Source organism: Brucella daejeonensis (genome assembly GCF_014199265.1).
Lineage (GTDB): Bacteria > Pseudomonadota > Alphaproteobacteria > Rhizobiales > Rhizobiaceae > Brucella > Brucella daejeonensis.
Window position 1 is genome coordinate 50,558 of sequence record NZ_JACIJG010000011.1, and the last position, 12,335, is coordinate 62,892.

A 12,335-nucleotide genomic window follows, 5' to 3' on the forward strand; every position below is an offset into this window, starting at 1 on the left:
ATCAGATTGTCTCCAGATTCCATTCGGCCAGCACCGTAGCATCATCTTCGTCGACAACCAGACGTTTTTGCCAAAGATCCGCGCGCCCTGGCTCAGCGAGCTGCCGCAGCGCCCAGATCGCCGCGCCGCGCACGACCGGCGCCGGGTCCTCAAGTAATGGCTCGATCTGCGGCAGAAGCGTCTCGTCGCCGGAATTGCCCGCCGCGATCAGCACATTGCGGATGAAGCGGTCGCGCCCGATGCGCTTGACCGGCGAGCCGGAGAAAAACGTGCGGAAAGCCGGGTCGTCCAGCGCCAGGAGATCGGCGAGGGGCGGGGCTTTCAGGTCGTCGCGGGCCTTCAGCTTCATCTCGCTTGCGGCTTGCGCGAACTTGTTCCAGGGGCAGGCGGCGAGGCAATCGTCGCAGCCATAGATGCGGTTGCCCATTGCCTTGCGGAATTCGACCGGGATCGGCCCCTTGCTCTCGATGGTCAGATAGGAAATGCAGCGTCGCGCATCGATGCGGTAAGGCGCGGGGAAGGCGTGGGTCGGGCAGGCGTCGAGGCAGGCGCGGCAGGAACCGCAATGGTCGCGCTCAGCCTCGTCCGGTGGAATTTCCGCCGTGGTGAAAATCGAACCGAGGAAGACCCATGAGCCGAATTCGCGGCTGACAAGATTGGTATGCTTGCCCTGCCAGCCAAGCCCGGCTGCGGCGGCCAGCGGCTTTTCCATAACGGGCGCCGTATCGACGAACACTTTCACATCCGCGCCCGCCCGCGCGGCGAAGCGGCTCGCAATATGCTTCAGCTTGCCCTTGACGATGTCGTGATAGTCGCGGTTCTGCGCATAGACCGATATGGCGGCGCGGTCCTTCCGGTCCAGTATTGCGCGCGGGTCTTCGTCCGGCCCGTAATTCATGGCCAGCATCATGATGGAGCGCACTTCCGGCCACAGCACCGCCGGATTGGCCCGGCGTTCTTCCGTTTCCTCCATCCACAGCATGTCGCCATGATGGCCGTCGGCGATATATTGCCGCAGGCGTTCAGGTGCCTGCGCAATGGCGTCCGGCGTCGTGAAGGCGACCGCATCGAAGCCGACCGCCTTCGCCTCTTCGGTCAGGAAGCGTTTGAGTTTCCGCTCGCGGCTATCAGAAATCGAGGTCGCCATAATGAGCCACCGGGGCAAGTCCGCGCACGCGGTCGGAAAGCAGCGGACGGAAAGCGGGGCGCGATTTCATGCGTGCATACCAGTCGCGCGCCGCTCTGGTCTCGCCCCATTCGATTTCGCCCAGATAATCGAGCACGGAAATGCAAGCCGCCGCCGCAGTGTCGGCATAGCTTGGATGCGCGCCTGCCAGCCAGTCGCGGGTTGCCGCCAGCCAGTCGATATATTTCATGTGCTGGCGGATATTGGTGCGCGCGGCGCGGATCGCTGTCGAATCCGGCGCGCTGCCGCCCATTTCGGCTGCCATTTGCAGCTTGTAGACCCGCTCGCGGGTGATATGGCGCGTGACTTCGTTTTCAAATTTGAGCAGGAACCAGTCCACGAGGCGGCGCACTTCGGCGCGCTCCATCGGGCTTTCCGGCAGGAGGCGGCGGCTGCGCTTCAGCGCGCCGCGCGTCTCGTCGAGATATTCGGCAATGACGGTCGCGCCAACGACCGGCAGGTCGTTTTCGGCCAGAAGCACGGGCAGGGTGCCCGCCGGGTTCAACGCCAGAAATTCCTTGCGGCGCGACCAGGGTCGTTCCTCGATCAGCTCCGCTTCAACGTCATACTCGCCGAGGATGAGCCGCACATAGCGCGAACCCGAAGACATGGGATGGTGAAAAAGCGTAAGCATGATCGACGCGATACTCTCGATAAACAGCTTGAACTGGTCGTCCGGAGATGGCTTGGCTGCTGGCGTTTGCTCATGCAGCAGGCTATTTCTGCTGCCGGGCGATTCGCGCCGCCTCAACGGAATATAAAGTCTATAAGGGCTATATTTGCGGGAGACAAGCAATCGCTGAAGCATTTCCAGCAAAAGTGCGTAGCGGTTTTGCGTCTGGAAATGCGTAAAAACAAATAGATAGCGCATGTTTTCGACAGAGCGTCCGCCATTCCGGCCCGCTTTTTGCCCCGTCATTGTGCCCACCATCCTAAGGTACTGACTTCATGGATATTTTCAATCTTCTGGAAGCTGCGGTTCTCGGCCTTGTCGAAGGTTTGACCGAGTTCATCCCGGTTTCCTCCACCGGGCATCTGCTTCTGATCGGACATTTTATCGGCTTCGAATCGACCGGAAAGACCTTCGAGGTTCTCATCCAGCTTGGGGCCATTCTGGCCATCCTGACCGTTTATGCGGCAAAATTGCTGAAGATTCTCGCCGATTTCCCGCGTGATGCACGCACCCGCCGTTTCGTTCTCGGCATCCTGATCGCCTTCCTGCCTGCCGCCGTGATCGGCGCGCTGGGGCATAGCTTCATCAAGAGCGTGCTTTTCGAAACGCCGATGCTCGTCTGCGTCATGCTCATCATCGGCGGCGTCATCCTGCTCTGGGTCGACCAGCTCGACCTCAGGCCACGCTATCACGACGTGATGGATTATCCGCTGCCGATCTGCCTCGCCATCGGCTTTATCCAGTGCCTCGCCATGATTCCCGGCGTCTCGCGCTCCGGCTCCACCATCGTCGGCTCGCTGCTGCTTGGCGCGGACAAGCGTTCGGCCGCGGAGTTCTCGTTCTTCCTCGCCATGCCCACCATGGCCGGCGCCTTCGCCTACGATCTCTACAAAAGCCGCGACATGCTTTCGTTCAACGATGGCGCGCTGATCGCGGTCGGCTTCGTGATGGCTTTCATTTCGGGCGTTTTCGTCGTGCGCTATCTGCTCGACTATGTGTCGCGCCACGGTTTCAAGCTGTTCGGCTGGTGGCGTCTGATCGTCGGCTCGGCGGGGTTGGCGGCACTTCTGATCTGGCACTAAACAAAAAAGGGGCCTTTCGGCCCCTTATTCATTGCGGGTTGCTTGCTTCACGCAAAGCCGGTCTTGGTATACTGTCCGGCGACGCGGTAGCGCCACAGATAGGCGGGAAGGATGGCGTCCACGGCTTCCGGCTCGATGCCCATGCCCTGAAGCGTACGGCCTTCCTTGATGGCGGCTTCAGAAACCACATTGTCGGATTTCAGCAACGTCACCTGATCGTTGGTCAGCATGGGCTTGGGCAGAAGGCCCAGAACCGATGCCTGCACACGGGCAAGCCACCATGGCACGGAGACGATGGCGCGCTTGCGCCCGATGACGCCCAGCATGTCCTGCATCCAGCCCTTGAATGGCTGCACGTCCGGTCCGCCCAGTTCATAAGTGGTGCCCGGCATCAGCTTGCCGTCGACGGCGCGCGCGACGGCTTCCGCCACGTCGCCGACATAGACCGGCTGGAGTTTTGTTTCGCCGCCGCCGATCGCCGGCAGGAAGGGCGAGAAGCGCGCCATATTGGCGAAGCGATTGAAGAAGCTGTCGTCCTGGCCGAAAATGATCGACGGACGCAGGATGACCGTATCCGGCAGCACGGCGCGTACGGCGTTTTCACCTTCGGCCTTGGTGCGGGCATAGGCCGATGCCGATTTGGCATTCGCGCCAAGCGCGGAAAGATGCGTCATCGGGATGCCTGCGGCCCTGGCGGCTTCGGCGATATTTTTTGCGCCCAGAACCTGTACCGTATTGAAGCGCTGGCGACCGCTTTCGGCGAGGATGCCGACGAGATTGACCACATGGTCGGAGCCCTTGACCACGCGCTCGACCGAGTTGCGATGGCGGACATTGGCCTGCACCATCTGGATCTGGCCGACATTGCCGAGCGGCGCCATATAATAGGCGATTTCCGGCTTGCGCACGGCGACGCGCACGCGATAGCCGCGCTTGGTGAGGCTTGCCACGACCGCGCGCCCCACAAAGCCGGAGCCGCCGAAAACGGTGACCAGCTTCGGCCTGTTGTGGACTTCGTTCGGTTCGGTCTTCATCCTAAACTCCTGCATGAAAGCCAGTTGCGCCGCCTGCGATACGCCGCCGCGGTGCGTCTATATGGCCGGTGATTTATCGCCTTTTCGCCACGAGGCAAAGGGGACTTGTTGTCACGATCATGATAGCAGGGCTTTTTCCCATGTTTAACGCGCAATAGAGCTTTGAGATTTCGCGTCTTGCTGTTAAATCGCGCGCATGAGCACACCACTTGACCATATTCGCAATTTTTCGATCGTCGCCCATATCGATCATGGCAAATCGACGCTGGCCGACCGCCTCATTCAGTTGACCGGCGGGCTGGATACGCGCGAGATGAAGGATCAGGTTCTCGACTCGATGGATATCGAGCGCGAGCGCGGCATCACCATCAAGGCGCAGACCGTTCGTCTCAGCTACAAGGCGAAGAACGGCGAAGACTATGTGCTGAACCTGATCGACACGCCCGGCCACGTTGACTTTGCCTATGAAGTCTCGCGTTCGCTCGCAGCCTGCGAAGGGTCGCTTCTGGTGGTGGATGCGAGCCAGGGCGTGGAAGCGCAGACGCTGGCCAATGTCTATCAGGCCATCGACAACAACCACGAAATCGTGGTGGTGCTGAACAAGATCGACCTGCCCGCCGCCGAACCCGAACGCGTCAAGAGCCAGATCGAGGAAGTGATCGGCATCGACGCTTCCGATGCGGTCAATATTTCCGCAAAGACCGGCCTCGGCATCGAGGACGTGCTGGAAGCCATCGTCAACAAGTTGCCCGCGCCGAAGGAAGGCGACCGCAACGCGCCGCTGAAAGCCATGCTGGTCGATAGCTGGTACGATAGCTATCTCGGCGTTATCGTTCTGGTGCGCGTGATCGACGGTGTGCTGAAAAAGGGCCAGACCATCCGCATGATGGGCACCGGCGCGAAATATCCGGTGGAACGCACCGGCGTGTTTACGCCCAAGATGCTGCCCGTGGACGATCTTGGCCCCGGCGAACTCGGCTTCATCACCGCTTCGATCAAGGAAGTGGCCGATACGCGCGTTGGCGATACGATTACCGAAGATCGCCGCCCGACGGAAAAGATGCTGCCCGGTTTCAAGCCCGCGCAGCCGGTGGTGTTCTGCGGCCTGTTCCCGGTCGATGCGGCGGATTTCGAAGATTTGCGCGGCGCCATGGGCAAGCTGCGCCTCAACGACGCGTCGTTCTCGTTCGAAATGGAAACCTCGGCGGCGCTGGGCTTCGGCTTCCGCTGCGGGTTTCTGGGGCTTCTGCATCTGGAAATCATTCAGGAACGCCTTGAGCGCGAGTTCAATCTCGACCTCATCACGACCGCACCTTCGGTCGTCTATCGCCTGAACATGACGGATGGCACTGAGCGGGAATTGCACAATCCCGCCGACATGCCGGATGTGGTGAAAATCGCTTCCATCGAGGAGCCGTGGATCAAGGCGACCATCATGACGCCCGACGATTATCTCGGCGCGATCATGAAGCTGTGTCAGGAACGTCGCGGCATTCAGGTGGACCTGACCTATGTCGGTCCGCGCGCCATGATCACCTATGACCTGCCGCTCAACGAAGTGGTGTTCGATTTCTACGACCGCCTCAAGTCGATCTCGAAGGGCTACGCCTCGTTCGATTATAACCTTTCGGAATATCGCGAGGGCGATCTGGTCAAGATGTCGATCCTCGTGAACGAAGAGCCCGTGGATGCGCTCTCCATGCTGGTGCATCGTTCGGCTGCGGAAAAGCGCGGTCGCGCGCTGTGTGAAAAGCTGAAAGACCTGATCCCGCAGCATATGTTCAAGATTCCGATTCAGGCGGCGATTGGCGGACGCATCGTGGCGCGCGAGACGATCTCGGCGCTGCGCAAGGACGTGACGGCCAAGTGCTATGGCGGCGACGTGACGCGCAAGCGCAAACTTCTGGAAAAGCAGAAGGAAGGCAAGAAGCGCATGCGCCAGTTCGGCAAGGTCGAAATCCCGCAGGAGGCCTTCATTCAGGCGCTCAAGATGGGGGACGAGTGATCTTTTCCCTGTGATAAACGGGGTTGGTTTACCGAATGTCGTTTTGGATTGGGCGCATCTGGCGCCCTTTCTTTTGAACCATAATGCCCGCTCCCGCCCTCATCCTGAGGAGCCTCCCGAGCTTGTCGAAGGAGACGTCTCGAAGGACGAGGGCGACGGCGCTCCCCCTCAGCCCTTCGAGACGGCTCCCTTGAGCTGCGCTCAGGGCGCCTCCTCAGGATGAGGGGGAGGGAGAGAGCCTAACGATAGGCTTTATTTTCGCTTTGCCAGTTCCGGCAAGCGTTCATAGTCCATTGCAATGAGCGCTTCTTTCTTTGCCCGCGACCATCCCTTGATCTGTCGTTCGCGCGCTATGGCATCGACGATCCGGTCATAGGTTTCCGTAAAAACAAGTTCGACCGGTCGTCGCATCTTCGTATAACTTTCATAAATACCCTCATTGTGTTCCCACAACCGGGCTTCAATGTCCTGTTTGGTAAGGCCGGTATAATATGAACCGTCTGCACAACGCAGAATATAAACTGTGATTTCCATGACTGCCCCCGCTTGCCAGTAGAAATTTGAAAATGCGATAGACTTGACGGCCTCACAAGTCGGTGTTTATCGCCGGATCGTTAGTATCGAGAAGGATCGTCCTTGTGTCTGCACATCCCCGTATCTCCATCACCTACTGCACGCAATGCAACTGGATGCTGAGGGCGGCGTGGATGGCGCAGGAACTGTTGCAGACTTTCGGGCAGGATCTGGCCGAAGTGGCGCTTCGACCCGGAACGGGCGGGGTGTTTGAAATCTGCGTCCATATGCCGGATGGTCGCGAAGAGCTTATCTGGGAACGCAAGCGCGATGGTGGTTTTCCAGAAGCGAAGGTGCTGAAACAGCGCGTGCGTGATCTTGTCTGGCCGGAACGTGATCTGGGGCATTCGGACAATAAGTCGAAACCCGAATAGCGGGTCTGCAAATTCGCTGACCCGCATGGAAAGCGGTTAGTCCTCGTCCACAACGCGTAGGCGTAGTTGTCCCGGTTCGCTTGATCTGGCCTGTGGGCGCGAAGGTTCCTCGTCGGGCTTTGCGCCAAATTCCAGCGCTTCGATCTTTGCTCCGCGCTTGGTGACCTTGCTGGAAGACACGAGAATATCGTCAATATCCTTGTTGGCCTGCGCGAAGTGGGTTTGCAATTTGCGCACGCGCTCGTCGAGACGGCCGACATCTTCCATCAGGCGGATGACTTCGCCCTGAATGACATGCGCCTGTTCGCGCATGCGGGCATCTTTCAAAATCGCCTGAATGACCTGAATGGACAGCATCAGCAGCGACGGCGAGACGATGACGATCCGCGCCCGGTGCGCGCGCTGGATGAGCGCTTCGAAATGCTCGTGAATATCGGCAAAGATCGATTCCGATGGAACGAACAGGAAAGCCGTGTCCTGCGTTTCGCCGGGGATGAGATATTTGTCGGACACGTCCTTGATATGAACTTCCATGTCGCGGCGGAATTGCGCAACTGCGAGTTTTCGCGCTTCCGGTTGTTCCGTTTCGCGCATGGCGTTCCATGCTTCGAGCGGAAATTTAGCGTCGATGACCAGCGACGGCGCATTGTTGGGCATACGCACCAGACAGTCGGGGCGAGTGCTGTTGGTGAGTGTCGCCTGAAACTCGTAAGCCCCCTGCGGCAGACCGTCGGCAATGATTGCCTCCATCCGCGACTGGCCGAATGCGCCGCGCGTCTGCTTGTTGGCAAGGATCGCCTGCAACTGCACTACCTGTCCGGCCAGCGATTGAATATTGTTCTGCGCCGTGTCGATGACCGCCAGACGCTCCTGCAATTTGGCAAGGTTCTCATGCGTCGAGCGGGTTTGTTCAGTCATGGTCTGGCCGATGCGGTGCGTCATGCCGTCGAGCCGTTCGCGGATCGACTGGTTGAGTTCCGCCTGCCGTGAGCCGAACACTTCGGCCATGGTCTGCATCCGGCCCTGCATTTCTCCTTGCGCTTTCAGGATTTCCGCCATGCGATATTCCGCGTCGCGGGCGCGGTCTTCGGCCTGTGCTTCGGCAACCGCGCGAAGACGCGCGGAACGCGTTGCGGCGATGAGAAAAACAATGAGGCAAAGCACGACGACGACAATGCCTGCCAGCAGGATATTGCCGAGCGTGATGGAGGTTGCGCCGAGCTGCAAAACGGGTTCGTTCAGGAGGTTCTGGTTTTCCATAAAACAAGCTTAGCTGATTCGTATCGTCTTGATGAGATCAAAACAGGAACATTTTGCAAAGTGCAATTGACGATTTCGCCGCGAGCGATTACGTGAAGCGCATGTCTATAAAACCGCTTGTCATCCTTCCCGATCCGCTTTTGCGCGAGCTTTCCAAGCCTGTGGAACGCTTCGACGGCCAATTGCGCAAATTTGCCGACGATATGCTCGACACCATGTATGATGCGCCGGGCATTGGCCTTGCCGCCATTCAGGTCGGTGAGCCGATCCGACTGCTGGTTATCGATCTTGCCAAGGAAGGCGAGGAAAAAGCGCCGCATGTCTTCGTCAATCCGACAATTGTCGCTTCGTCGGACGAGCGCAGCGTCTATGAGGAAGGCTGTCTGTCCATCCCCGATTACTATGCGGAAGTGGAACGGCCCGCGAGCGTGAAAGTCGAGTATTTCGATGCCGAGGGCAAGCCGCAGGCGATAGAAGCCGACGGGCTGATGGCGACCTGCCTCCAGCATGAGATCGACCATCTCAACGGTGTGCTTTTCATCGATCATATTTCCAAGCTCAAGCGCGATATGGTCATCAAGAAATTCAGGAAGCTCGCCAGCCAGCGCGCATCGAAGAAGGTGCTTTGATGCGTATCGTCTTCATGGGCACGCCGGATTTTTCGGTACCGATCCTCACCGCCATCATCGGCCATGGTTATGAGGTTGTGGCTGTTTATTCGCAGCCACCGCGTCCGGCTGGACGCCGGGGGCTGGAACTGACCAAATCGCCGGTGCAAGAAAAGGCCGAACAGTTCGGCATTCCGGTCTTCACGCCGAAAAGCCTTAAAAGCGCGGAAGAGCAGGAAAAATTCGCGAACCTCGAAGCCGATGTCGCTATCGTCGTCGCCTATGGACTTTTGCTGCCCAAACCCATTCTCGATGCGCCGCGTCTGGGTTGCTATAACGGCCATGCCTCGCTTTTGCCGCGCTGGCGCGGGGCCGCTCCGATCCAGCGAGCCATCATGGCGGGCGATGCCGAAACCGGCATGATGATCATGAAGATGGACGAGGGGCTGGACACCGGCCCCGTCGCCATGGTCGAAAAAATTGCGATCACGCCGGACATGACGGCGGGCGAATTGCATGACCGTCTGAGCATGGCTGGCGCCGATCTGATGATCCGGGCGCTGGGTGCTCTGGAGCGCGAAAGTCTGGCACTCCAGCCACAGGCTGAAGAAGGCGTCACCTATGCCGCCAAGATCGACAAGGCCGAAGCACGTATCGACTGGTCGAAGCCGGCGAAAGAGGTGCACAATGCCATTCGCGGCCTGTCGCCCTTTCCGGGCGCGTGGTGCGAGATGGAAATCAATGGTGCTGTCGAGCGCGTGAAATTGCAGCGCTCGACGCTTGGGCAAGGCGCAGGCGCACCCGGTACGGTTCTGGACGACCAACTGACCATTGCCTGTGGCGACGGTGCGGTGCGGCTGGTGACCTTGCAGCGCTCCGGCGGCAAGGCATTGCCCGCACGGGATTTCCTGCGCGGCGCAACCGTCACGAAGGTTTTGTAAGCCGGTGCCGCGCTACAGGCTTCTGGTCGAATATGACGGCACGCCCTATGCGGGCTGGCAGCGTCAGGAAAACGGCCACACGGTTCAGGCGGCTATCGAACAGGCGTTCAAAAAGTTCTGCGGCGAAGATCTGACGTTAAGCGCGGCGGGGCGCACCGATGCGGGCGTTCATGCCACCGCGCAGGTCGCCCATGTCGATCTGACGAAAGACTGGGGCGCGGGCAAGGTGCGCGATGCGGTCAATGCGCATCTGGTCATGGCCGATGAGCGCGTCAGCATTTTGAATGTCGAGAAAACCACCGATGCATTCGATGCTCGTTTTTCAGCGCGTGGCCGGCATTATCTCTATCGGATTCACAATCGTCGGGCACCATTGGCGGTCGATTATCGGCGCGCATGGTGGGTGCAGAAGCGTCTCGATCATGAGGCGATGCACGAGGCGGCGCAGCGCCTTCTGGGCGAACACGATTTCACGACCTTTCGCGCCACGCAATGTCAGGCGAAAAGCCCGGTCAAGACGCTCGACCGGCTGGATGTGACGCGCAATGGCGAGATTATCGAGATGCGCGTTTCGGCCCGTTCGTTCCTGCACAATCAGGTGCGTTCCTTCGCGGGCAGCCTGATGGAAGTGGGCGTCGGACGCTGGACGGCGGATGATTTGCAGGCGGCCCTTGAAGCCCGCGACCGCAAGGCTTGCGGTCAGGTCGCACCACCCTATGGGCTTTACCTCATCGGCGTCGATTACGCTTTTCCATTTTAATAGGCGTGCGGGTCGAAGCCGATGCCGAAAACCTGCTGAAGCAGGACGGTGAGGAACACCGAGCCGAAGAAGACGCAGGCGAAGAACGGTGCCGCAAAACTATGCGGGCGTTGCAGTGCAACGAATGTCAGCCGGTAGCTCAACAGGATCGACAGGCTGAACATGATCAGCGCAAACAGCGTCGCCACATCGAACCGTCCGGGAAAGAAGAGCTGCAACAGCGTTATAGGCGCGAATATCCACGCGAGCAGGGCGCTGCCCCAGTTGGTGGCGATCACAAAGGCCGCATAGCGTGTGACGATGCCGATGCGTTTGGCCAGCAAGCCGATAATGACGAGCGGGATTACCCAGGCGGCGAAATCGACAAAAGCGGCGCGGGTGACGATGGCAAGGCGCAGGCCCGCTTCCTCACGCCCCGCCGTCAGGTCCGCCGCATAGGCAACCCAGCTTGCGAAGAGCGGCGGCAGTGCCACCGCTATCGCAAAGAAGGACGACCAGAAACCCTCGGCGGATATGTCGAGATAATCCAGCCCGTCCTTGCGGCCGAGCATCATTTTCCAGACGCCCCAGAAATATCTGAAAATATCGTCCAGGCTTGGCATGAAGAACCTTATTTACCCAAAGAAATCAGCGATAAAGCGTTCATAAATCTGTGTCAGTCCTTCCAGATCGGCAAGGGCCACGCGTTCATCGACCATATGCATGGTCTGGCCGACGAGGCCGAATTCGACCACGGGGCAATAATCCTTGATGAAACGCGCATCGGATGTGCCGCCGGACGTGGAGAGTTCGGGGCGCTTGCCGGTAACCGCTTCGACGGAGGCGCTCAGCGTGCCGATCAGCTTTTCGTCGCGTGTGAGGAAGACATGGCTCGGATGTTCGCGCCAGACGAGTTCGTAGTCGATCGGCGTTTCGCGGCCCGGACGCAGGCGCGTGTCGCGGGCGGCCCTTTCGAGACGGGCCACGATTTCGGCCTGCAGGCTCTCCGCCGTCCATGTGTCGTTGAAGCGGATGTTGAACGAGGCGGTCGCCTTGTTCGGGATGACATTGGTCGCTTTGTTGCCGACATCGACGGTGGTGACTTCCAGATTGCTGGCCTGAAAGTCCGCCGTGCCTTCATCGAATGCGGGAAAGAGCAGGCTGTCGACGAGGGTGGTGATGCCGCGCACCGGATTTTCGGCCAGATGCGGGTAGGCGGCATGGCCCTGCACGCCGCGCACGGTGATCGTGCCGGAAAGCGAGCCGCGACGGCCGATCTTGATCATGTCGCCAAGCGCGTTCGGATTGGTCGGCTCGCCGACGATGGATGCATCCCAGCTTTCGCCGCGCTTTTTCGCCCAGTCGAGCAGCTTCACCGTGCCGTTGATGGCGGGGCCTTCCTCGTCGCCGGTGACGAGGAAGGAGATGCTGCCTTTCAGGCTGCCATGCCTTTCGATATGGCGCGCAACGGCGGCCACGAAACATGCTACGCCGCCCTTCATATCGACCGCGCCGCGCCCGTACATCACGCCGTCTTCGATCGCCGCCGAGAAGGGCGGGTGCTTCCAGTCGCCTTCATTGCCGGGGGGCACGACATCGGTATGACCGGCAAACATCAGATGCGGGCCATTGCCGGACTTGCGCGCGTAGAGATTTTCGATGTCCGGCGTGCCCTCATCGGTGAAGACCGGGCGCTCCACGGTAAAGCCCATCGGCTCCAGCATGGCTTCGAGCGCCGTCAGTGCGCCGCCTTCGGCGGGCGTGACGGACGGGCAGCGGATCAGGGCGGCAAGATTGTCGGCGGGATTGATAGCTGAATTCATAAGACCGGGACTTCTGAAAAGGGAATCGTCTGACGTC

The 12,335-nt window shown here is 59.7% G+C and carries 13 protein-coding genes; 6 read left to right on the top strand and 7 right to left on the bottom strand.

The window, feature by feature from the left end:
• Position 1: 1 nt before the first annotated feature.
• Both queG and FHS76_RS14705 read right to left on the bottom strand, forming a co-directional pair.
• Positions 2–1,147 carry a tRNA epoxyqueuosine(34) reductase QueG gene (queG, locus tag FHS76_RS14700; RefSeq protein WP_183654113.1) on the bottom strand — a complete coding sequence of 382 codons (1,146 nt, stop codon included), beginning with the start codon at positions 1,145–1,147 and terminating at the stop codon, positions 2–4.
• Complete coding sequence (locus FHS76_RS14705) at positions 1,128–1,820, bottom strand: glutathione S-transferase family protein (RefSeq protein ID WP_183654422.1); 693 nt, start codon at positions 1,818–1,820, stop codon at positions 1,128–1,130. Before FHS76_RS14705 ends, queG begins: the two co-directional genes overlap by 20 nt.
• Before the next feature lie 314 nt (positions 1,821–2,134).
• Between FHS76_RS14705 and FHS76_RS14710 the strand changes: the two genes are divergently transcribed.
• Entirely contained in the window at positions 2,135–2,941 is an 807-nt protein-coding gene (locus FHS76_RS14710) for an undecaprenyl-diphosphate phosphatase (protein ID WP_183654116.1), read from the top strand.
• Between the two features lie 47 nt (positions 2,942–2,988).
• Here FHS76_RS14710 and FHS76_RS14715 read toward each other — a convergent pair whose 3' ends face one another.
• On the bottom strand, positions 2,989–3,975 hold the full coding sequence (locus FHS76_RS14715) for a complex I NDUFA9 subunit family protein (protein WP_183654119.1): 987 nt from the start codon (positions 3,973–3,975) through the stop codon (positions 2,989–2,991).
• Between the two features lie 196 nt (positions 3,976–4,171).
• On the opposite strand from FHS76_RS14715, the gene lepA reads away from it, so the two are divergent.
• Positions 4,172–5,980, top strand: a complete 1,809-nt coding sequence (gene lepA / locus FHS76_RS14720) for a translation elongation factor 4 (protein WP_183654122.1) — start codon at positions 4,172–4,174, stop codon at positions 5,978–5,980.
• Positions 5,981–6,232: 252 nt separating this feature from the next.
• On the opposite strand, the gene FHS76_RS14725 is transcribed toward lepA, so the two are convergent.
• On the bottom strand, positions 6,233–6,514 hold the full coding sequence (locus tag FHS76_RS14725) for a GIY-YIG nuclease family protein (RefSeq protein WP_183654125.1): 282 nt from the start codon (positions 6,512–6,514) through the stop codon (positions 6,233–6,235).
• 104 nt (positions 6,515–6,618) lie between these two features.
• Between FHS76_RS14725 and FHS76_RS14730 the strand changes: the two genes are divergently transcribed.
• A complete protein-coding gene (locus tag FHS76_RS14730) occupies positions 6,619–6,927 on the top strand; it encodes a SelT/SelW/SelH family protein (RefSeq protein ID WP_183654129.1) in 309 nt (102 codons plus the stop codon).
• Between the two features lie 36 nt (positions 6,928–6,963).
• Here the strand turns inward: FHS76_RS14730 and FHS76_RS14735 are convergent, their stop codons facing one another.
• Positions 6,964–8,187 (bottom strand): DNA recombination protein RmuC, encoded by a 1,224-nt coding sequence (locus FHS76_RS14735; protein WP_183654132.1) that lies wholly within the window; start codon positions 8,185–8,187, stop codon positions 6,964–6,966.
• A gap of 101 nt (positions 8,188–8,288) precedes the next feature.
• On the opposite strand from FHS76_RS14735, the gene def reads away from it, so the two are divergent.
• From def to truA, 3 genes are read left to right on the top strand one after another with little or no spacing between them, the layout of a single operon-like run.
• Positions 8,289–8,816, top strand: coding sequence for a peptide deformylase (gene def / locus FHS76_RS14740; protein WP_183654135.1), 528 nt, complete (start codon positions 8,289–8,291; stop codon positions 8,814–8,816).
• The gene (fmt, locus tag FHS76_RS14745) at positions 8,816–9,736 is read left to right on the top strand and encodes a methionyl-tRNA formyltransferase (RefSeq protein ID WP_183654138.1); all 921 of its coding nucleotides are present in this window, start codon (positions 8,816–8,818) and stop codon (positions 9,734–9,736) included. The genes def and fmt overlap by 1 nt, the downstream gene beginning before the upstream one ends.
• A 4-nt stretch (positions 9,737–9,740) precedes the next feature.
• Complete coding sequence (gene truA / locus FHS76_RS14750; RefSeq protein ID WP_183654141.1) at positions 9,741–10,496, top strand: tRNA pseudouridine(38-40) synthase TruA; 756 nt, start codon at positions 9,741–9,743, stop codon at positions 10,494–10,496.
• Here the strand turns inward: truA and FHS76_RS14755 are convergent.
• Together FHS76_RS14755 and dapE are read right to left on the bottom strand one after the other, a co-directional pair.
• Complete coding sequence (locus FHS76_RS14755) at positions 10,493–11,098, bottom strand: hypothetical protein (RefSeq protein ID WP_183654143.1); 606 nt, start codon at positions 11,096–11,098, stop codon at positions 10,493–10,495. The genes truA and FHS76_RS14755 overlap by 4 nt on opposite strands.
• Before the next feature lie 12 nt (positions 11,099–11,110).
• Positions 11,111–12,298: a succinyl-diaminopimelate desuccinylase gene (dapE, locus tag FHS76_RS14760; RefSeq protein WP_183654146.1), complete on the bottom strand. Its 1,188-nt coding sequence runs from the start codon at positions 12,296–12,298 to the stop codon at positions 11,111–11,113.
• Positions 12,299–12,335: the final 37 nt, after the last annotated feature.